The following is a 19,550-nucleotide window of genomic DNA, read 5'->3' as shown; positions in this document are numbered from 1 at the left end:
GCCCGCTCGGGGGACACGCCCCCTTCCGTCAACTGGCCCCCGGCGCCGCCCTCGCGGCTCCGGGGGTCAGTCGCGCTCCGGCCCCGTGGGTCAGCCGCAGGGCACGGTGACGAAGCCGTCGCTGCCGGTCCGTACATACGCGTCGGACACATACTGGCCCGGCGCGATGCTGTCCCAGATGTCCGTGGTGCCATACGGTCCGGACACCTTCTCGCCGTGCCGCTGGCAGCGGATGGGGACCCGGGTGTTGTACGGCAGCACCTTGACGACTCTGTGGTTGGTGCCGGGCCCGCTGCGGACGTTCACCTGGTAGCCGGGCGCGGTCGGATAGGTGATCGCTCCGGCGGTGGTCTCGACGTCGGCGGCTTCGGTGGCGCTTGCGGCGTCGGTGGTGGCGACGGTTTCGGCGGTCTCTTCCATGGCCATGACGGCCCCTCCCCCGTTGAACTTCTTTCCGAAGTTGTGCACATGTCGTGTGAAGTGACACGACATGCGGAGGCTAACAAGGCTCGCACGTGCCATCGACTAGGCTCGCCGAGTCGCGAATGCGGCCGAATTCACGGGGGTGGGGCATGCCGCCGGTGCACAGAGCCGGGAGGGGCGCGGAAGCGGAGGATCCGGAATACGCCGGGCAGTACCGGCTCGAGGCACGCCTCGGAGCGGGTGGCATGGGCGTGGTCCATCTGGCCCGCTCGCCCTCGGGACGGCGCCTCGCGGTGAAGGTCGTCCATGCCGAGTACGCCGAAGACCCCGAGTTCCGGGCGCGGTTCCGGCAGGAGGTGGCGGCCGCCCGGCGGGTCAGCGGCGCGTTCACGGCGCCCGTGGTGGACGCCGACCCGGAGGGGCCGAGGCCCTGGATGGCCACCCTCTACATCCCCGGCCCGACCATCGCCGAACACGTCAAGCGGAGCGGGCCGTTGCCGCCGGACGAGACGGTGCGGCTGGCCGCGGGGCTCGCGGAGGCGCTGCGGGACATCCATCGGGTGGGCGTGGTGCACCGCGATCTCAAGCCGAGCAATGTGCTGCTCGCGGCGGACGGCCCGAAGGTCATCGACTTCGGCATCTCGCGGCCGTCCGACAGCGAACTGCGCACCGAGACAGGGCAGTTGATCGGCACTCCGCCGTTCATGGCGCCGGAGCAGTTCCAGCGGCCGCGTACGGTGGGGCCGGCGGCGGATGTGTTCGCGCTGGGCTCGCTGCTGGTGCACGCGTCCACCGGGCGGGGGCCGTTCGAGTCCGAGAGCCCGTACATCCTGGCGTACCAGGTGGTGCACGACGAGGCGGATCTGGCGGGGGTGCCGGATGAGCTGCTGCCGCTGATCCAGCGGTGTCTGGCCAAGAACCCCGAGGACCGCCCCACGCCCGACGCCCTGATGACGGTCCTGCGCGCCGTCCGCGGCCCCCATCCGCCGGCGCCGCGCGGCCCCGTCCCGCTGGTGCCGCAGCAGCGGACGCCGGAGCCGCACTCCCTGCCGGGCGGTCGCGGGGAGCAGGTCGGCGGCGCCACGAATACGCAGGTGAAGGCGGGCTCCGAGCCCGCGCCCCGGCTCATGAAGGACACGAAGGCCGAGCCGGAACCGGTGGCGGACGAGCCCGAGTCGGTGACGAGCGGGCTCGTGGCGGATGGGTCCGTGGCGAATGGACCGGTGACCGATGGACCGGTGGCGGACAGACCCGTGGCGGGCGAGTCCATGGCCGACCGGCCGGTGGTGCGGCGCCGGGGGATTCGGCGGTGGGCCCTGTCCGGGCTCGCGGCCCTCGTGCTGCTGGGCGCGGGCACGGTCGCCGCGCTGCGCCCGTTCGGCGAGGCGGACGCGTCCGGCGGGCGGCAGCCGCGGAACAGCGCGGCGACCGCGGAGGCGTGGCGCCCCTGGACCACGGGGCTGGACGTCGGAAAGCCCGCGGGCTCGGGGGCGCGGCCCGCGTTCTGCTCGTACGGAGCGGGCGCGCTGTACTGCGCTCGGCGCGGTATCGAGGCCGCCCGGGTCGATCCGGACGACGGCCGGGTGGTCTGGTCCCGGCCGTCCGCGGCGGGGAGCCCGGGCGACGGCGAGGCGATCTCCCCTCCCGTGTTCTCCGGCGGTCTGGTGCAGACGGTCTCCCCGGACGGTAAGCGGCTGCGGGCGCTCGACCCCACGACCCATGACGTCCGCTGGAGCCGCGAGGTGTCCCGTTACGACGGCGGGGTCTACGCCTCGGGCGACACCGTGCTGCTGGCCGCACCGGACGGCACGATCACGGCGGTGAACGGCACGACGAACAAGGAGCGTTGGAGCCACCGGCTGCCCGGCCACGCCCGGCCCGCCTTCTTCTCGTACGGCGACGGCCGCACGGCGTACGCCGTGACCACCGCGGACGATGGCGCGCACACGCTGGTCACGGCGGTGGACACGGTGCGTGGCGATACGCGCTGGCGCGCCTCGCTCAGCGGCAACCTGGCCCCGGCCGGGAGTGGCCCCGGCGGAGTGCTGCTGCTGACCGAGACGGACGCCCGGACCCGGACCACCGCCGTCGTCCGCTACGACCCAAAGCGGCGTACGGCGCGGCGGGTCGCGCTGTCCGCGCCGGTGTCCGCGACCAGTGCCGTCAGCAGCGGCGACCGGGTGTATGTGCTCGGTGCGGACGGCGGGTTGGTGGCCGTCGACACCGGGCGCGAGGGCTCGGCACAGGCGCGGCTCTGGCGTCTGGAGACCTCGGTGGCCAACGCGTCGCCGCTGGTGGCGGCGGACGGACGGCTGTACTTCTCGGCGGCGGACGGACGGTTGCTGGCCGTGGACGCCGAGCGGGGCGAGGTGATCGGCGAGACGCGGCGCTCGCGCGGGGGCGCGGCCGGGCGTGGCTTTCTGGATCTGATGCCTGCGCCGGTGGTGGCGGGGGGCAAGGTGTTCGCGACTGCCTCGGACGGCACGGTGTTCGCGGTGGACGGGCGGGATCCGGCCGGCTGGTGAGCCACGACAGGGGCACCGGCGCGATCCGGGGCTACGGGCGTCCGGCTGACCAGCGGCGGGGCCGCATATCGATGCTTTCCCCTACCCGCCCCTTCCCGTGCCAAGGGCTCCGACCCTGGACCCGGCTCCTCAAACGCCGGAGGGGCTGGATACGTTGCCAAGGGCTCCGCCCCTGGGCCCCGCCCCTGGGCCCCGCTCCTCGAGCGCCGGAGGGGCTGGATACGTTGCCAAGGGCTCCGACCCTGGGCCCCGCTCCTCAAACGCCGGAGGGGCTGGATACGTTGCCAAGGGCTCCGCCCCTGGGCCCCGCTCCTCGAGCGCCGGAGGGGCTGGATCGCGTTGACCGCCGGATCGTGGCTCGTTGGGGGGGAAGAACAGGAATGGCACTGCGCGCCGGGGACCCGGAGTCCATCGGAGGCTACGCACTCGAACGGCGACTCGGCCGCGGCGGGATGGGCACCGTCTGCCTGGCCCAGTCCCAGTCGGGGCGGCAGCTGGCGCTGAAGGTGGTGCATCAGCAGTTCGCCGATGACGACGAGTTCCGGGTGCGGTTCCGGCAGGAGATCGCGGCCGGCCGCGGGCTGACCTGCTCCCCCGATGTGGTGGCCGGACGCCCCCTCGCCGACTGCAGCCCGATGGAGGATCGCGCCGATCCGGACACTCCGAGCCGGCTCTACGCCCTGTCCCCCACCACGGGGGCGCCCCGGCAGATGCACGCCGGATGCGGGCGTGTCCCTGGCCGAGCGCTCGGGCGACCTTCTCCATCTGGAGCAGGGCGACCACGACAGCTTCGACTACACCGATCTGCTCTTCCTCTCCCCGGACGGCCGACCGGCGCGCCGGGTGAAGCTGCCCGAGGGGCTGTCCGCCCAGCAGACCAGGCCCACTCTGGTGGGCGACACGCTCTACTTCGTCCGGCAGAACGGCGAGGTCACCGCCGTCACCACGGCCGGAAAGCGGCTGTGGAGCGAGGCGACGGGGGTGGAGTGGCTGGGCTCACCGGTCGTGTCCGGGCGCCGGAACGCCCTGTATCTGGCCACCGCCGCGGGCCGGGTGGTCGCGCTGGACCGCGAGGACGGCCGGGTGCCGTGGCGGGGCAAGGCGCGTACGGACCCCGGTGGCGTCCCCGCCGAGCTGACGCTCAGCGGTGACGCCCTCACCACGGTCTATGGATACGACACCGTGGAGGCGGCCGGGACCGACATCAGCCGCGTCAGCCGAGCCGGCTGATGTCGCGGACCGCGCCCTTGTCGGCGCTGGTGGCCATCGCCGCGTAGGCGCGCAGGGCGGTGGACACCTTGCGCTCGCGGTTCTTCGGGGCGTAGACGCCGCCGAGCGCCTCGCGCCGGGCCGCCAACTCCTCCTCGCTCACCAGGAGTTCAATGGTGCGGCCGGGGATGTCGATGCGGATCCGGTCGCCGTCCTGGACCAGGGCGATGGTGCCGCCGGACGCCGCCTCGGGCGAGGCGTGGCCGATGGACAGGCCCGAGGTGCCGCCGGAGAAGCGGCCGTCGGTGACCAGCGCGCAGGACTTGCCCAGGCCCCGGCCCTTGAGGAAGGAGGTGGGGTAGAGCATCTCCTGCATACCGGGGCCGCCCTTGGGGCCCTCGTAGCGGATGACGACCACGTCGCCCTCCTTGACCTGCTTGCCCAGGATCCGCTCGACGGCCTCCTCCTGGGATTCGCAGACCACGGCGGGGCCCTCGAAGGTCCAGATCGACTCGTCCACGCCCGCGGTCTTCACCACGCAGCCGTCGACGGCCAGATTGCCCTTGAGGACGGCCAGTCCGCCGTCCTTGGAGTAGGCGTGCTCCAGGTCGCGGATGCAGCCGCCGGCGGCGTCCGTGTCCAGCGTGTCCCAGCGCTCGGACTGCGAGAAGGCGGTGGCGGAGCGCTTGCAGCCGGGGGCCGCGTGCCACAGCTCGACGGCCTCGGCGGACGGTGAACCGCCGCGCACGTCCCAGGTCTTGAGCCAGTCGGCGAGCGAGGAGCTGTGCACGGAGTGGACGTCCTCGTTCAGCAGCCCGGCGCGGAACAGCTCGCCGAGGATCGCCGGGATTCCGCCCGCGCGGTGCACGTCCTCCATGTAGTACGTGCCGCCGGGGGCCACGTTCGGGGCGACCTTGGCCAGGCAGGGCACTCGGCGCGAGACCTCGTTGATGTCGTTGAGGTCGTAGTCGAGACCGGCCTCCTGGGCGGCGGCCAGCAGATGCAGGATCGTGTTGGTCGAGCCGCCCATGGCGATGTCGAGCGCCATGGCGTTGTCGAAGGCGGCGCGGGTGCCGATGGAGCGCGGCAGAACGGTCTCGTCGTCCTGCTCGTAGTGGCGCTTGGTGATGTCCACGACCGTACGGCCGGCGGTCTCGTAGAGCGCCCGGCGGGCGGTGTGGGTGGCCAGCACCGAGCCGTTGCCCGGCAGGGAGAGGCCGATCGCCTCGGTCAGGCAGTTCATCGAGTTGGCGGTGAACATGCCGGAACAGGAGCCGCAGGTCGGGCAGGCGTTGTTCTCGATACGGAGGATGTCCTCGTCCGAGACGTTCTCGTTGACCGCGTCCGAGATCGCGTTGATCAGGTCCAGCTTGCGGACGGTGCCGTCGACGAGCGTGGCCCGGCCCGCCTCCATGGGGCCGCCGGAGACGAAGACGGTCGGGATGTTGAGCCGCATCGCGGCCATCAGCATCCCGGGCGTGATCTTGTCGCAGTTGGAGATGCAGATCAGCGCGTCGGCGCAGTGCGCCTCGACCATGTACTCCACGGAGTCGGCGATCAGGTCGCGGGAGGGGAGGCTGTAGAGCATCCCGCCATGGCCCATGGCGATGCCGTCGTCCACCGCGATCGTGTTGAACTCGCGCGGAATGCCACCCGCCGCATGGACCGCCTCACTGACGATCCGGCCGACCGGCTGGAGGTGGGTGTGACCGGGCACGAACTCGGTGAAGCTGTTGGCCACGGCGATGATCGGCTTGCCGAAGTCCTCGCGCGCTACGCCGGACGCCTGCATAAGGGCGCGGGCGCCCGCCATGTTGCGGCCATGGGTGACGGTGCGAGACCTCAGCTCAGGCACGGTGCTCGGCTCCCTCGTGATACGGGCGTCCGGCGAATGGGACGCCCGGCAATGCGGATCGGAGTCTTCTGAGCCTACGCCTGTGTCCATGGATCCGGATGGTCCGTCCGGATCCAGAGACGGTGGGGTCACTGTGTGGAAGGACCCGGTCAACTGTCGGTCAGCGCCGGACGGTCAGGGCCGGCCCGTCCGCGATCAGCTCTCGGTCAGATAGCGCCGCAGGGTGGGCCCCACCATGGCCACGATGTCATCGACCTCCGCCGAGGCCATCGGCTCCATCCGGATCACATAGCGCAGCATCGCGATCCCGATCAGGTGCCCGGCCGCGAGCTGGGCCCGGAACTCGGGGTTCGGGACGTCCAGCTCACCCGCCATCCGCAGCAGCACCCGGCGCTCGATCATGCCGCGCAGCACCGCGGCGGCGGCCTCGTTGGTCAGCGCCGAGCGCATCACGGCGAGCAGCGGCAGCCGGCTGACCGGGTTCTCCCAGATGCCGAACATAAAGCGGGCCATCCGCTCGCCCGCGCCCTCCCGGCTGCCGTGCACCGCGTCCGGGGCGGCCATGGCGGGCGCGAAGATCAGCTCGATGGCCGCCTCGAAGACCTGCTCCTTGGTGCCGAAGTAGTGGTGGACCAGCGCCGGGTCCACCTCCGCGGCCTTGGCGATGCCGCGGATCGAGGTCTTGTCGTAGCCGCGCTCGGCGAACTCGTTGCGCGCCGCGGCCAGGATCCGGTCGCGGGCGCCGGGGCCGTCGGAGGCGCTCGTACGGGCCGGGCGGCCACGCTTGCGCGGGCCCGTGGCGGGCCCGGATGAGGCGGGGGTCACGACCCGGGCACCACCCTGCTAGGCGGATTGGCCGAGGTCGGCGAGGCGAGATGCAGCCTGGTGAAGGCCAGGGCCTCCGCCAGGTCGGCCTCGCGCTCGGCGGTGGACATGGCCCGCCGGGTGTTGACCTCGACGACCACATTGCCGTCGAAACCGGTGGTCGCGAGCCGTTCCAGCAGTTCGGCACAGGGCTGGGTGCCGCGCCCCGGCACCAGGTGCTCGTCCTTGTTGGAGCCCTGGCCGTCGGCGAGATGGAGATGGGCCAGCCGGTCGCCCATGCGGTCCGCCATCTCCATCGCGTCCGTACGGGCGGTGGCGGTGTGCGACAGATCGATCGTGAAGTGGCGGTAGTCGTGCTGGGTGACGTCCCAGTCCGGGGCGTACGCGAGCATCTCGCGATCGCGATAGCGCCACGGGTACATGTTCTCGACCGCGAACCGCACATCGGTCTCATCGGCCATCCGCCAGATTCCGCTGACGAACTCGCGGGCGTAGGACCGCTGCCATCGAAACGGCGGGTGGACCACGACGGTGGACGCGTCGAGCTTCTCGGCGGCCGCTCTCGCCCGCTGCAGCTTGACCCAGGGGTCGGTCGACCAGACCCGCTGGGTGATCAGCAGACAGGGAGCATGCACGGCGAGGATCGGCACCTGGTGGTAGTCCGAGAGCCGACGCAGCGCCTCGATGTCCTGGCTGACCGGATCGGTCCACACCATGACCTCGACGCCGTCGTAGCCCAGGCGTGCCGCGATCTCGAAGGCCGTCGCCGTCGACTCCGGATAGACCGAGGCTGTGGACAGCGCGACCTTCGCATCCGGGATGCGCACCACTGGCTCTGTCACGAAGGACAGCGTACGGCGGCTGCTCTCCGCAGCCGAACCGCGGCGGCGCTTGCGACTGAACCACCGCCGCTTTCCGGCCCGGCCACCTCCGCTCCCCGGCCCGGCCACCAGGACTTTCCGGCTCGGCCGCCGCCGCTTCCCGGCTCGGTCACCGGAGCTTTCCGGCCCGGCCGCCGCCGCTTTCCGGCCCGGCCGCCGGGGCCTACCAGCCCGACCGCCGGGGGGCTTTCCAACCCGGCCGCCGCCGCTTTCCGACCGGGCCACCGTCACTCCCCGCCCCGGTGACGCTGCGTGGTCACGTGGGCAGGTGGTCCAGGCGGCGCAGGATGACGCCCTCGCGCAGCGCCCACGGGCAGATCTCCAGCTGTTCCACGCCGAACAGATCCAGCGCGGCCTCCGCCACCAGCGCCCCGGCCGGAAGCTGTCCGGCCCGGCCCTCGGAGACGCCGGGCAGATCGGCCCGTTCCTCGGTGGTCATGGCGGCCAGTTTCGGCACCCACTCCACCAGCGCCCGGCGGGTGAGACGGCGCTCCACGTACGGCCCCTCGGCGGAGCGCGCGGCGCCGGTGATCCTGGCCAGCTGCTTGAAGGTCTTGGAGGTGGCCACCACATGGTCCGGCGCCCCATGACGGCTGAAATCGCCGACGCTCCGGGCGATCTCGGCCCGCACATGGCGCCGCAGGGCCCGTATCTCCGCCGGGTCGGGCGGGTCGCCGAGCAGCCAGGAACCGGTCAGCCGGCCGGCCCCCAGCGGCAGCGAGACCGCCGCGTCGGGCTCCTCGTCCATGCCGTACGCGATCTCCAGCGAACCGCCGCCGATGTCCAGGACCAGCAGCTTCCCCGCGGACCAGCCGAACCAGCGGCGGGCGGCCAGAAAGGTGAGCCGCGCCTCGTCCGCGCCGCTGAGCACCTGGAGCCGCACGCCGGTCGCCTCGGTGACCCGGGCCAGGACCTCATCGGCGTTGGACGCCTCGCGGACGGCGGAGGTCGCGAACGGCAGGACGTCCTCGACGCCCTTGTCCTCGGCAGCCTCCAGCGCCTCCTTGACCACCGCGATCAGGCGGTCGACGCCTTCGGGGCCGATGGCCCCGGCGCCGTCGAGGAGTTCGGTCAGCCGCAGCTCGGCCTTGTGCGAATGCGCGGGCAGCGGGCGCGCGCCGGGATGGGCGTCCATCACCAGCAGATGAACCGTATTCGAACCCACGTCGAGGACACCGAGTCTCATAGCGTGAACGCTACTGCTCCCCCCTCGGTGTCATGCACAGGTCCCCCACCGATCGCATGCGATCGCGCGGCCGGGCGGCAGATCGGCGGCCGATCCCGGGCCCGCGCCGGGCCGCCGGGCCGTGTGCGGTCCCCACCTCCGGCTTTTGGCCGAGGGGCCTACCCTTGCACCGTGGCAAAGACGAAAAAGGCGAAGCAGGACAAAGGCCGGAAGACCGACCCGAAGTGGGCGGCCGAGGAGCCGATGCCGTCCGGGGCCGAGGATGCCGGGGCCGCCGGGGCCGCCGAGGACGAAGTCGGTCTGGACTTCGCCCGCGCATGGGTCGAATTCCCCGATCCGGCCGACGACGAGCAGTTCTTCCGATGCGATCTGACCTGGCTGACCTCCCGGTGGACCTGCATCTTCGGCCAGGGCTGCCAGGGCATCCAGGCGGGGCGGGCCAGCGATGGCTGCTGCACGCTGGGCGCGCACTTCTCCGACGAGGAGGACGAGGAGCGGGTCGGCCGCCATATGGCCCGGCTGACCCCCGAGATCTGGCAGTTCCACGATGTGGGGCACGCCTCGGGGTGGGTGCAGGAGGACGACGACGGCGAGCGGCAGACCCGGCGCCACAAGGGCTCGTGCATCTTCCAGAACCGGCCGGGCTTCGCGGGCGGCGCGGGCTGCGCCCTGCACATCCTGGCGCTGCGGGAGGGGCGCGAACCGCTGGAGACCAAGCCGGACGTGTGCTGGCAGCTGCCGGTGCGCCGGTCCTACGACTGGATCGACCGGCCGGACGACACCCGGGTGCTGCGGGTCACCATCGCCGAGTACGACCGGCGCGGCTGGGGTCCGGGCGGCCACGATCTGCACTGGTGGTGCACGTCGGCCACGTCGGCGCACGGGGCCGGGGAGCCGGTGTTCCGGTCGTACCGACCGGAGCTCACGGAGCTGATGGGCAAGTCCGGATACGACCGGCTGGCCGAGCTGTGCGAGCAGCGCCTGGCGTCGTCGCTGCCGCTGGTGGCTCCGCATCCGGCGGATCCGGCAACCCCGGCGGACTGACACGGGCGATTTACCGGGTGCCCGGCGGATCTTTACCCCTCCCCGCCCCTTCCCGAATCCGGGGCCAGGCCCCAGGACCCCGCCGGAGTCCGCCCCAGACCCCGCTCCTCAAACGCCGGAGGGGCTGGATTGGGCCCCCGCCGGTCGACGCCTCCGGGACCGCCGTCAGCCGAGGTGTGCGGGCCTCGCGTCAGCGCCTCGCGGCGGCCGGGCCGGACGGGGTGGGCGGCGGGTCGGTGGGGGTCGGGTTGCCGGAGGAGTCCGCGGGGGCGGGCGTGGGCTCGGGGGAGGCGCCGCGGCCCTCGATCAGCACCACCGCGCCCGCCGGGTCCACCGAGACCCGTGCGCTCCAGTGACCGGCCGGCTCCCGGCCGTGGTCCACCGAGACCGTGATGGTCGTGGAGTCGTCGGGCCGCAGCACCCCGCCCGTGTGGTTCAGCTGGAGCCAGGACGCCCCGGCGGAGGCCGACCAGTGCACCGGTGAGCCGCCGGAGGCGGTGAGGGTGATGACCGTCACCTCGCCCTCGGGGTGTGCCGTGACCGTGAGCCGCCCCGGGCCGGGGACCGGTCGGGACGGTCCTGAGCCGTCGCCGGGGCGGCCGCCGCCGGTCGGAGAGCCGTCCGGGCGGGACGCCTCGCCGCCCTTGTGCCCCGGCCGCTCCACCGCGCCGTCCACGCCGATGACCTCGACCGACACATCCGACGCCCCGCGGCCCGCCTTGGCGCTCCGCGGTCCGGAGCCGATCTGGGTGCCGGAACGGTCCTGCGCGCTGCCGCCGCGCTCGTACGAGCGACGGGCGGGCCGGTCCTGACCGGCCGGGGCCTGGTCCGTGCCGTCCGCCTCGGCGGCGGCCACCGACTCCGTATCGCGCTCGTCACCGGCGAGCGGGGCACCCCGGTAGGCGGCCCACAGCGCCAGCACCGGGGCCGCGACGACCGCCGCTACCACCGTCGTCGTCAGCGCGCGGCTGCGCATCCGGCTGCGGCGGGCGGCCCGGTCCTGGGGCTCCAGCGGGAAGCCGCGCCGGTCGAACCGCGGCCCGGCGCCCGCGCGGGAAGGGCGTCCGCTGAGCGCGCTCAGCAGCGCGGCGTGCACGGCGGCACGGGGGGCCTCCACCACCGGCAGCGCGGCGGGCGCGGCCGCCGTACCGGGCCAGGGTCCGTCGGCCGTGGCGCGCTCGGCCATCCGGCGGCACTCGCGGCAGTCGTCCACATGGCGCACCAGCTCGCGGCGGAGGGCCGCGGAGAGCAGCACTTGGGTGTCGCCCGCGAGCCGCGCGACGACCGGGCAGTGGCCCAGCTCGACGACGGCGAGGGCGGCACGCGTGCGCTCCACCTCGCAGGCGGCGCTGGAGAGCAGGACGCGGGTCTCCTCCTGGTCCTTGCCGAGCACGGCCGCCACCTCGGAGGGGCCCAGCCGATGGCGCACCGCGAGCTCGAGCGCCTCGCGCTGCTCGGCGGTGGTCCCGGCGGCCTCCGGCCAGGCCAGCGCGGCCAGTTCGCGACGGCGCTGGGCGGCGATGGGCTCGGGCAGCTCGGCCCCGGCGCCGTCGCCCGGGGTGTCCGTCCCCGTACGGCCGCGGCGCTCGGCCAGCTTGCGCAGACAGGCCCAGCGGGCGACCGCGTAGAGCCAGGGGCGGGACAGCTCGCCCTCCACGGTGACCCGGCCCCGCCCCCGGCCGGGGCGGCGCTCGGCCACCGCCAGCACATCGCCCACCGCGACGGCGGCCGCGTCGTGCTCGCACAGCGCCGACAGGCAGTAGGTGAACAGTCCGTCGAGATACGGCTCATAGCGTTCGGGCGGGCGCTGGGGGCGGGTGGTCGTGGAGCGGGGCGCACGGCGCCGCACCCGCTGTGCGCCGGTGGTCTGTGTCGAGTGCTCGGACCTGCTGCTCATCACCCGGCGACGGTAGGCGGATGATGCAGACTTCCTCGCGCCACTTGCACTGTTTTAACCCTTACGGGTGACCATCTCCCTCATAAGGGGACAGGTGTCCCCCTCCGGTGGCCGTAACCTGCTATGCGCCCGGCGCCCTCCGGCAAGGCCGACAAGGGGCCGGTGCGAGGCCGGAAAAGGGCCGGTGCGAGGGCCCGGGAAGGGCCGATAAGGGGGCCCGTGAAGGGCCCTTCACGGCCGCCGTTCGGCTCTGTCGGTGGCCGACGCTAGCGTTACGGCATGGCTGCCCGTAGCTCCTCCCGCTCATCCGCCAAGGACCGCCCCTCCTACCGCTGTACGGAGTGCGGCTGGACCACCGCCAAGTGGCTCGGCCGCTGCCCCGAGTGCCAGGCATGGGGCACGGTCGAGGAGTACGGCACGCCCGCGGTGCGCACCACCGCGCCCGGCCGGGTCACCTCGGCCGCCCTGCCCATCGGCCAGGTCGACGGCCGTCAGGCCACCGCGCGGGGCACGGGCGTGGACGAGCTGGACCGGGTGCTCGGCGGCGGGCTGGTCCCGGGCGCGGTCGTGCTGCTCGCCGGGGAGCCCGGGGTCGGCAAGTCCACGCTGCTGCTGGACGTGGCGGCCAAGGCCGCCTCCGAGGAGCACCGCACGCTCTACATCACCGGTGAGGAGTCGGCGAGTCAGGTGCGGCTGCGCGCCGACCGCATCGGCGCGCTGAGCGAGCATCTCTATCTCGCCGCCGAGACCGACCTCTCCGCGGTCCTCGGCCATCTCGACTCGGTCAAGCCCTCGCTGCTCGTCCTGGACTCGGTGCAGACCGTCGCCTCGCCCGAGATCGACGGCGCGCCGGGCGGGATGGCGCAGGTGCGCGAGGTGGCCGGGGCGCTCATCCGCGCGTCCAAGGAGCGCGGTATGTCCACGCTGCTGGTGGGCCATGTCACCAAGGACGGCGCCATCGCGGGCCCCCGGCTGCTGGAGCATCTGGTCGATGTCGTCCTGCAGTTCGAGGGCGACCGGCACGCCCGGCTGCGGCTGGTCCGCGGGGTGAAGAACCGCTACGGGGCGACGGACGAGGTCGGCTGCTTCGAGCTGCACGACGAGGGCATCACCGGGCTCGCCGACCCCTCCGGGCTGTTCCTCACCCGCCGCGCCGAGCCGGTGCCGGGCACGTGTCTGACGGTCACCCTGGAGGGCCGCCGGCCGCTGGTGGCCGAGGTGCAGGCGCTCACCGTCGACTCCCAGATCCCCTCCCCGCGCCGCACCACCTCCGGTCTGGAGACCTCCCGGGTCTCGATGATGCTGGCCGTTCTGGAGCAGCGCGGCCGGATCAGCGCGCTGGGCAAGCGGGATATCTACAGCGCCACGGTGGGCGGGGTGAAGCTGTCCGAGCCGGCCGCCGACCTCGCCGTGGCGCTCGCGCTGGCCAGCGCCGCCAGTGACACCCCGCTGCCCAAGAACCTGGTGGCGATCGGCGAGGTGGGTCTCGCGGGCGAGGTCCGGCGGGTCACCGGAGTGCAGCGGCGGCTGGCCGAGGCGGCCCGGCTCGGCTTCACCCACGCCCTGGTGCCGACCGACCCGGGCCGGATCCCGGACGGCATGCGGGTGCTGGAGGTGGCGGACATCGGGGACGCGCTGCGGGTGCTGCCGCGGCGCCGGGAGCGGGGCGAAACGGCGCGGGCGGACGCGGAGGACCGCGGCTGAGACGCGGAGGACCGCGGCTGAGACGCGGAGGACCGCGGCTGAGGTGACAGGCCGTGGGCGCGGTGTGTGCTGGTGAGGGCGTACGCAAGGGGGCCGTGAGCCGGGTGGTGCGCGGCACAGGGGGAGCGGCACTCTGCTTCGCACCTGCGGGCGTACGCCGGGAGACCCCACGGGAGGCCGGTGGCCGCCGGTAGACTTTGCCCTGGTCTCGCCCATACGTGGCCTCGCACACCGGCATGGCAGGGCGACTGGCGGCACCGACAGACCTTGCGACGGAGGAGTGCAGTGGCAGCAGGCGACCGGGCAACGGCACCCGGCAAGGCCGATGGTCTGATGCGTGCCTCCCTGAGCGCGGTCGCGCCCGGCACGGCGTTGCGCGACGGCCTCGAGCGCGTCCTCCGGGGAAACACCGGCGGGCTGATCGTGCTCGGCACCGACAAGACCGTCGAGTCGCTGTGTACCGGCGGCTTCGTGATCGACGTCGAGTTCACCGCGACCCGGCTGCGCGAGCTGTGCAAGCTGGACGGCGCGCTGGTCCTCGACAAGGACATCACCAAGATCGTGCGGGCGGGGGTGCAGCTGGTTCCGGACGCGGCGATTGCCACCGAGGAGACCGGCACCCGGCACCGCACCGCGCAGCGGGTCTCCATCCAGACCGGGTTCCCGGTGGTCTCCGTCAGCCAGTCGATGCGGCTGATCGCGCTGTATGTGGACGGCCAGCGGCGGGTCCTGGAGGACTCGGCGGCGATCCTCTCCCGCGCCAACCAGGCGCTGGCCACCCTGGAGCGGTACAAGCTCCGCCTCGACGAGGTCGCGGGCACGCTCTCGGCCCTGGAGATCGAGGACCTGGTCACCGTCCGGGATGTGAGCGCGGTCGCACAGCGGCTGGAGATGGTCCGGCGCATCGCCACCGAGATCGCGGAGTACGTGGTCGAGCTGGGCACCGACGGCCGGCTGCTCTCCCTCCAGCTGGACGAGCTGATCGCGGGCGTGGAGCCCGAGCGTGAGCTGGTGGTGCGTGACTACGTCCCCGAGCCGACCGCCAAGCGCACCCGTACGGTGGCCGACGCGCTCGCCGAGCTGGACCGGCTGACCCACACCGAGCTGCTCGAACTGCCCATCGTGGCCCGGGCGCTGGGGTACACCGGCTCGCCTGAGACCCTCGACTCGGCGGTCTCGCCGCGCGGTTTCCGGCTGCTGGCGAAGGTGCCGCGGCTTCCGGGCGCCGTCATCGAGCGGCTGGTGGAGCATTTCGGGGGCCTGCAGAAGCTGTTGGCGGCGAGCGTGGACGATCTGCAGATGGTCGACGGCGTGGGCGAGGCCCGGGCGCGCTCGGTCCGCGAGGGCCTGTCACGGCTGGCCGAGTCGTCCATCCTGGAGCGGTACGTCTAGGGTCTGTCGTTTCGGCGTTGGCGCCTGCGGCGGGCCGCTCCCCGCTCCTTCCCGAAACCGGGTCCGGCCCCGGGCCCCCGCCCCGGACCCCGCTCCTCAAACGCCGGAGTGGGCTGGATGTGGGCGGGGCGCCGTCCGCGTAACGGCGCCACCGAAAGCCGCCGGCCCGCCCTTGCCCTGGTCAGTCCTTCTCGAGGACGAACGACACCTTGGCCGTGCCGAGGCCGTCCACCTTCACCTCGACCAGATACGTGCCGGGCTTGGCCGACGCGCTGCCCGACGGGGTGGCGCAGTGCTCGGCGCTGCGCTTGCGGTCCCACTCCACGGTGCGCTTGATCTCGCCGGAGCCCTTCACCTCGACCAGCGCGCTGGCGCTGCCCTCCGGGCAGTCGCCGGAGGCCCAGACGTGGGCGTTCTTGGCGTCCGTGATGGTCAGCGAGGCCGCCGCGCGACCGAAGTCGACCTTGCAGGAGCTCGACTTGGTGTTCTTCACGACGATCTCGAAGGTGGGCTTCTCTCCCGGCGCCCAGGTGTTCTTGACCTTGGAGTCCTTGACGCTGCGCACCGTCAACTCCGCGTCGCCGGGGCGGCAGTCCCGCAGGCTCGACCCGGCGGGCAGACCCGGTCCGGTCCCGGTGCCGATGCCACCGCCACCCGCGCCACCACCCGAGGAGCCGCCGGAGCCGCTGCCGCCGCCCGCGCCACCGCCGCTCGCGCCGGTCCCGCCGTCGTCCGAACCGCCACCGCTGCCGCCGGAGTCGCCTGAGCCCGAGCCGCCGTTGTCCGACTCGTCGCGCCCGCCCGGCCGTTCGCTGTTCACCGGCCCGGATGAGGAGGGCCCTGGAGTGATCGTGCTCGCGGGTCCCCCGCCACCCCCTCCCTTGCCCTCGTCACTTCCGCCACCGCCCGAACCACCCCAGCCGAAGGCCCAGATGACCAGGAGCACGATGACGACGAGCAGGGCCAGCGCAACGATCCTCCGCCGCCAGTAAATGGAGGAGGGAAGCGGCCCGATCGGATTGCGCAGAGATCCCACGCGGAAACTCTACGAGAGATCGGGAGCTCTACCGGCCAATACCCCCCGCCCCGTTCCCTTCTTTTCTCATGATCCGACCGGATCCCGCACATGAGACCGCCATAAGTCCGCCACCAGGCCGCCACGAGTCGCCCCAAGACGCACCCAAGACGCACCCCGGAGGCACCCGAGTCGCCCTGCGGCCACCCTGAGGGGGCAGGGATACCGCACCCGGGCGCGGTAAGCGGCCATCCGTTCCCGCACGGACGCCCGTATCGCACGATTTGGCAACGACTGGCGCGGCTCGACCCGAACGCCCGCGCCCAGCGCGCCCGCGAACCGTCCCGTCGTGCCAGGATCGAGAACGATGACTGCCATTTCCGCTTCCGCCGCCCCGGCCGCCGCATCCCCCGACCCCGACGGAGCCGTTCTGCACCGGCCCGTCATCGACTGGTTCGACGCGCACGCGCGCGACCTCCCCTGGCGTCGCCCCGAGGCCGGTGCCTGGGGCGTGATGGTGAGCGAGTTCATGCTCCAGCAGACCCCGGTGAACCGGGTGCTGCCGGTGTACGAGCAGTGGCTCGCCCGCTGGCCGCGCCCGGCCGACCTGGCCGCGGAACCGCCCGGTGAGGCGGTCCGCGCCTGGGGCCGGCTCGGCTATCCGCGCCGGGCGCTACGGTTGCACGGTGCCGCGGCCGCCATAAGGGAGCGGCACGGCGGTGACGTACCGCGCGACCACGCCCAGTTGCTGGCGCTGCCGGGGGTGGGTGAGTACACGGCGGCGGCCGTGGCCTCGTTCGCGTACGGCCAGCGCCATCCGGTCCTGGACACCAACGTCCGCCGGGTGTTCGCGCGCGCGGTCGGCGGTGCGCAGTACCCGCCGAACGCCACCACCGCCGCCGAGCGCAAGCTGGCCCGCACCCTGCTCCCCGACGACGAGCCGACCGCGGCGCGCTGGGCGGCCGCCACGATGGAGCTGGGCGCGCTGGTCTGCACCGCCCGCACCCCCGACTGCGCCCGCTGCCCGATCGCCGCGCTCTGCGCCTGGCGCCAGGCCGGTCACCCGGAGCACGACGGACCGCCGCGGCGCGGCCAGACCTACGCCGGTACGGACCGTCAGGTGCGCGGCAAGCTGCTCGCGGTGTTGCGGGGGACGGTGACACCCGTACCGCAGGCGACGCTGGACCAGGTGTGGGACGAGCCGGTGCAGCGGGCCCGCGCGCTCGACGGACTGGTCTCCGACGGGCTGGTGGAACCGCTCTCGGGCGGCCTCTACCGACTTCCGCTGACCTGAGAAGCGCCTGCCGCCGACCTGAGGAAATCCCTCGTCACGGCCCTGTCTGTGACAGACCTGTGACACGCCCAGGACCCGGTTCTGACACTCGGTCGAACCGGGTTCCGTTGTTACACAACCTATGGATAGCTGTGCGTTCGCCGAGGCCCGGATGCGCATCGCGCCGCAACAGCGCCTCCGTAGCGTCCTTCTCGCGCCGACCGACAGGGCGGCACATCAACGGCGGGGAACCAGCGGGATGGAGGCTGCATCATGGGCAGCAATGTTCTGGACTTTGAGGAGTACGTGCGGAATCGGCAGGACGCGCTGCTGCGCAGCGCCCGTCGGCTGATTCCGGACCCGGTCGAGGCACAGGATCTGCTCCAGACCGCCTTGGTGCGCACCTACGGTCGCTGGGACGGCATAGCCGACAAATCACTCGCCGATGCCTATCTCCGGCGCGTGATGATCAACACCCGTACCGAGTGGTGGCGCGCCCGCAAGCTGGACGAGGTGCCCACCGAGCAGCTTCCCGAGGCGAGTGTCGAGGACAGCACCGAGCAGCACGCGGACCGCGCCCTGCTGATGGACATCCTCTCGGTGCTGGCTCCCAAGCAGCGCAGTGTCGTGGTGCTGCGACACTGGGAGCAGATGACGACGGAAGAGACCGCGGAGGCGCTCGGAATGTCGACCGGAACGGTCAAGAGCACGCTGCACCGGGCGCTGGCCCGGCTGCGGCAGGAGCTGGAGAGCCGCGATCTGGACGCCCGCGCGCTCGGCCGTCGGGACGAGGAAGGCAAGCGGGCCGGGAACGTCCGGCAGCACACGGGTCGGGTCCGGCGCGGCCGCCAGGAGCGGGGGCAGGGCCGGTGCGCGGCCTGACCAGGGCCTCCCCCAGCAGGACAGCCATGATCACCGGCGGTGCGGTCGTGGGCCTCGCGGCCGCCGGCGGCTTGATGCTGGCCGGATGCGGCGCCGCGAGCGAGGGTGTCCGCAAGGAGGGACCGGCGCGCACCGAGTGGGCCTCGGCCGCCGCGGACTCCGGCGCGTACGCGAGTGGCCACGCCTCGGGCCGGCCGTCACCGGCCGGGCAGAAGGTCGACGCGATCAAGCTGGTCAAGACGGATCCGAACGTCAGCGGCGATCTGAAGGCGAGCCTCAAGCCCTGCCCCAAGGGCAAGGCGCCCGAGGGCAAGCAGCAGATCGAGGGCTACCCGGTGGACGTGGCGTACGGCAAGCTGACCGGCTCCAGCGCCTCCGACCTGGTGATCAACGTGATGAGCTGCGGCGATGGCTTCGGCATCGGCTCGTATGTGTACCGCAAGGCGGGCGACCGGTACGAGAACGTGTTCAGCGACGAGCAGCCGCCCGTCTACGCCGACATCGCCAAGGACGAGCTGCGGGTGACCAAGCTCGCCTACACCTCCGGTGACTCCGTCTGCTGCCCTTCGAGCGAGGCCGTGATCACCTACCGCTGGGCCGAGGCGGACAAGACGTTCGACGTGCTGTCCCGCAAGCGCACCGACTACAGCAAGAATGTGCCCACGGAAGAGGCGACCCCGGCGCCGTCCGTGAGCGCCGACGACGGAACGGAAGGCTGAACCGAGGCTGTGGCCGAGACCCATGTGCTCTTCGTCGAGGACGACGATGTGATCCGTGAAGCCACGCAGCTCGCCCTGGAGCGCGATGGCTTTCTCGTGACGGCCGCACCCGACGGGTTGACCGGTCTCGAGCGCTTCCGCGCCGACCGCCCCGATATCGCGCTGCTCGATGTGATGGTTCCGGGCCTGGACGGGGTCAGCCTGTGCCGCCGGATCCGCGATGAGTCCACCGTGCCCGTGATCATGCTCTCCGCACGCGCCGACTCCATCGATGTGGTGCTCGGCCTCGAAGCCGGCGCCGACGACTATGTGACCAAGCCCTTCGACGGCGCCGTGCTGGTCGCCCGCATCCGGGCCGTGCTGCGCCGCTTCGGCCATGCCAGCGGCCCCGGCGGGCGGGGCGCGGAGCCCGTCCCCGAGGAGCCCGACGGCGGGGTGCTGTGCTTCGGCGATCTGGAGGTCGACCCCGAGGGCATGGAGGTCCGCAAGGGCGGCCGGCGGGTCGCGCTCACCCCGACCGAGATGCGGCTGCTGCTGGAGTTCTCGGCCGCGCCCGGCACCGTGCTCTCCCGTGACCGGCTGCTGGAGCGGGTCTGGGAGTACGGCTGGGGCGGGGACACCCGGGTCGTGGACGTCCATGTGCAGCGGCTGCGCGGCAAGATAGGCCAGGACCGGATCGAGACGGTCCGCGGCTTCGGCTACAAGCTCAAGGGCTGACCG

16 protein-coding genes and 1 pseudogene are annotated in these 19,550 nt (G+C 72.9%); 10 read left to right on the top strand and 7 right to left on the bottom strand.

From position 1 onward, the window contains the following. Positions 1-90: 90 nt before the first annotated feature. The gene (locus tag AS97_RS25740; protein ID WP_059145978.1) at positions 91-426 is read right to left on the bottom strand and encodes an SH3 domain-containing protein; all 336 of its coding nucleotides are present in this window, start codon (positions 424-426) and stop codon (positions 91-93) included. Positions 427-572: 146 nt separating this feature from the next. Between AS97_RS25740 and AS97_RS25735 the strand changes: the two genes are divergently transcribed. The 3 genes and pseudogenes from AS97_RS25735 (at position 573) to AS97_RS25730 (ending at position 4,178) form a co-directional block, all read left to right on the top strand. Beyond that, positions 573-2,948 carry a serine/threonine-protein kinase gene (locus AS97_RS25735; RefSeq protein WP_247204488.1) on the top strand — a complete coding sequence of 792 codons (2,376 nt, stop codon included), beginning with the start codon at positions 573-575 and terminating at the stop codon, positions 2,946-2,948. A gap of 380 nt (positions 2,949-3,328) precedes the next feature. Continuing rightward, positions 3,329-3,535 (top strand): annotated as a pseudogene (locus tag AS97_RS47625) (hypothetical protein); the annotation flags it as partial. Positions 3,536-3,677: 142 nt separating this feature from the next. Next, positions 3,678-4,178 carry a PQQ-binding-like beta-propeller repeat protein gene (locus AS97_RS25730; RefSeq protein WP_210565745.1) on the top strand — a complete coding sequence of 167 codons (501 nt, stop codon included), beginning with the start codon at positions 3,678-3,680 and terminating at the stop codon, positions 4,176-4,178. Here the strand turns inward: AS97_RS25730 and ilvD are convergent. The 4 genes from ilvD to AS97_RS25710 all read right to left on the bottom strand — a co-directional run bounded on the left by ilvD (position 4,162) and on the right by AS97_RS25710 (position 8,904). Further along, positions 4,162-6,012, bottom strand: a complete 1,851-nt coding sequence (ilvD, locus tag AS97_RS25725) for a dihydroxy-acid dehydratase (RefSeq protein WP_059145963.1) — start codon at positions 6,010-6,012, stop codon at positions 4,162-4,164. The genes AS97_RS25730 and ilvD overlap by 17 nt on opposite strands. A gap of 195 nt (positions 6,013-6,207) precedes the next feature. Continuing rightward, a complete protein-coding gene (locus AS97_RS25720) occupies positions 6,208-6,837 on the bottom strand; it encodes a TetR family transcriptional regulator (RefSeq protein ID WP_059145962.1) in 630 nt (209 codons plus the stop codon). Continuing rightward, positions 6,834-7,679, bottom strand: a complete 846-nt coding sequence (locus AS97_RS25715) for a sugar phosphate isomerase/epimerase (RefSeq protein WP_125760168.1) — start codon at positions 7,677-7,679, stop codon at positions 6,834-6,836. The genes AS97_RS25720 and AS97_RS25715 overlap by 4 nt, the downstream gene beginning before the upstream one ends. 295 nt (positions 7,680-7,974) lie before the next feature. Continuing rightward, positions 7,975-8,904 carry a Ppx/GppA phosphatase family protein gene (locus AS97_RS25710; protein ID WP_125760167.1) on the bottom strand — a complete coding sequence of 310 codons (930 nt, stop codon included), beginning with the start codon at positions 8,902-8,904 and terminating at the stop codon, positions 7,975-7,977. Between the two features lie 171 nt (positions 8,905-9,075). Between AS97_RS25710 and AS97_RS25705 the strand changes: the two genes are divergently transcribed. Beyond that, complete coding sequence (locus AS97_RS25705; protein WP_125760166.1) at positions 9,076-9,948, top strand: hypothetical protein; 873 nt, start codon at positions 9,076-9,078, stop codon at positions 9,946-9,948. A 190-nt stretch (positions 9,949-10,138) separates the two neighbouring features. Here AS97_RS25705 and AS97_RS25700 read toward each other — a convergent pair whose 3' ends face one another. Next, positions 10,139-11,845: a sigma-70 family RNA polymerase sigma factor gene (locus AS97_RS25700; RefSeq protein WP_210565744.1), complete on the bottom strand. Its 1,707-nt coding sequence runs from the start codon at positions 11,843-11,845 to the stop codon at positions 10,139-10,141. 279 nt (positions 11,846-12,124) lie between these two features. On the opposite strand from AS97_RS25700, the gene radA reads away from it, so the two are divergent. Continuing rightward, positions 12,125-13,549, top strand: a complete 1,425-nt coding sequence (radA, locus tag AS97_RS25695) for a DNA repair protein RadA (RefSeq protein ID WP_059145957.1) — start codon at positions 12,125-12,127, stop codon at positions 13,547-13,549. A 333-nt stretch (positions 13,550-13,882) separates the two neighbouring features. Beyond that, entirely contained in the window at positions 13,883-14,941 is a 1,059-nt protein-coding gene (disA, locus tag AS97_RS25690; protein WP_059145977.1) for a DNA integrity scanning diadenylate cyclase DisA, read from the top strand. Positions 14,942-15,122: 181 nt separating this feature from the next. On the opposite strand, the gene AS97_RS25685 is transcribed toward disA, so the two are convergent. Beyond that, complete coding sequence (locus tag AS97_RS25685) at positions 15,123-15,977, bottom strand: hypothetical protein (protein WP_059145956.1); 855 nt, start codon at positions 15,975-15,977, stop codon at positions 15,123-15,125. Positions 15,978-16,323: 346 nt separating this feature from the next. Here AS97_RS25685 and AS97_RS25680 point away from each other — a divergent pair, with 346 nt between their 5' ends. The 4 genes from AS97_RS25680 (at position 16,324) to cseB (ending at position 19,547) form a co-directional block, all read left to right on the top strand. Then, positions 16,324-17,250 carry an A/G-specific adenine glycosylase gene (locus tag AS97_RS25680; RefSeq protein WP_059145955.1) on the top strand — a complete coding sequence of 309 codons (927 nt, stop codon included), beginning with the start codon at positions 16,324-16,326 and terminating at the stop codon, positions 17,248-17,250. Positions 17,251-17,502: 252 nt separating this feature from the next. Continuing rightward, entirely contained in the window at positions 17,503-18,111 is a 609-nt protein-coding gene (locus AS97_RS25675) for a SigE family RNA polymerase sigma factor (RefSeq protein ID WP_059145954.1), read from the top strand. Positions 18,112-18,137: 26 nt separating this feature from the next. Further along, positions 18,138-18,830, top strand: a complete 693-nt coding sequence (locus tag AS97_RS25670) for a hypothetical protein (RefSeq protein ID WP_059145953.1) — start codon at positions 18,138-18,140, stop codon at positions 18,828-18,830. Between the two features lie 9 nt (positions 18,831-18,839). Further along, entirely contained in the window at positions 18,840-19,547 is a 708-nt protein-coding gene (gene cseB / locus AS97_RS25665; protein ID WP_059145952.1) for a two-component system response regulator CseB, read from the top strand. The last annotated feature ends 3 nt before the right edge of the window (positions 19,548-19,550 follow it).

The sequence above is a fragment of the Streptomyces sp. AgN23 genome, from assembly GCF_001598115.1.
In the GTDB taxonomy this organism is placed as follows: Bacteria; Actinomycetota; Actinomycetes; order Streptomycetales; family Streptomycetaceae; genus Streptomyces; species Streptomyces antimycoticus.
Note: the sequence above shows the minus strand (reverse complement) of the source record. Positions and strands in the feature narration are given on the sequence as shown.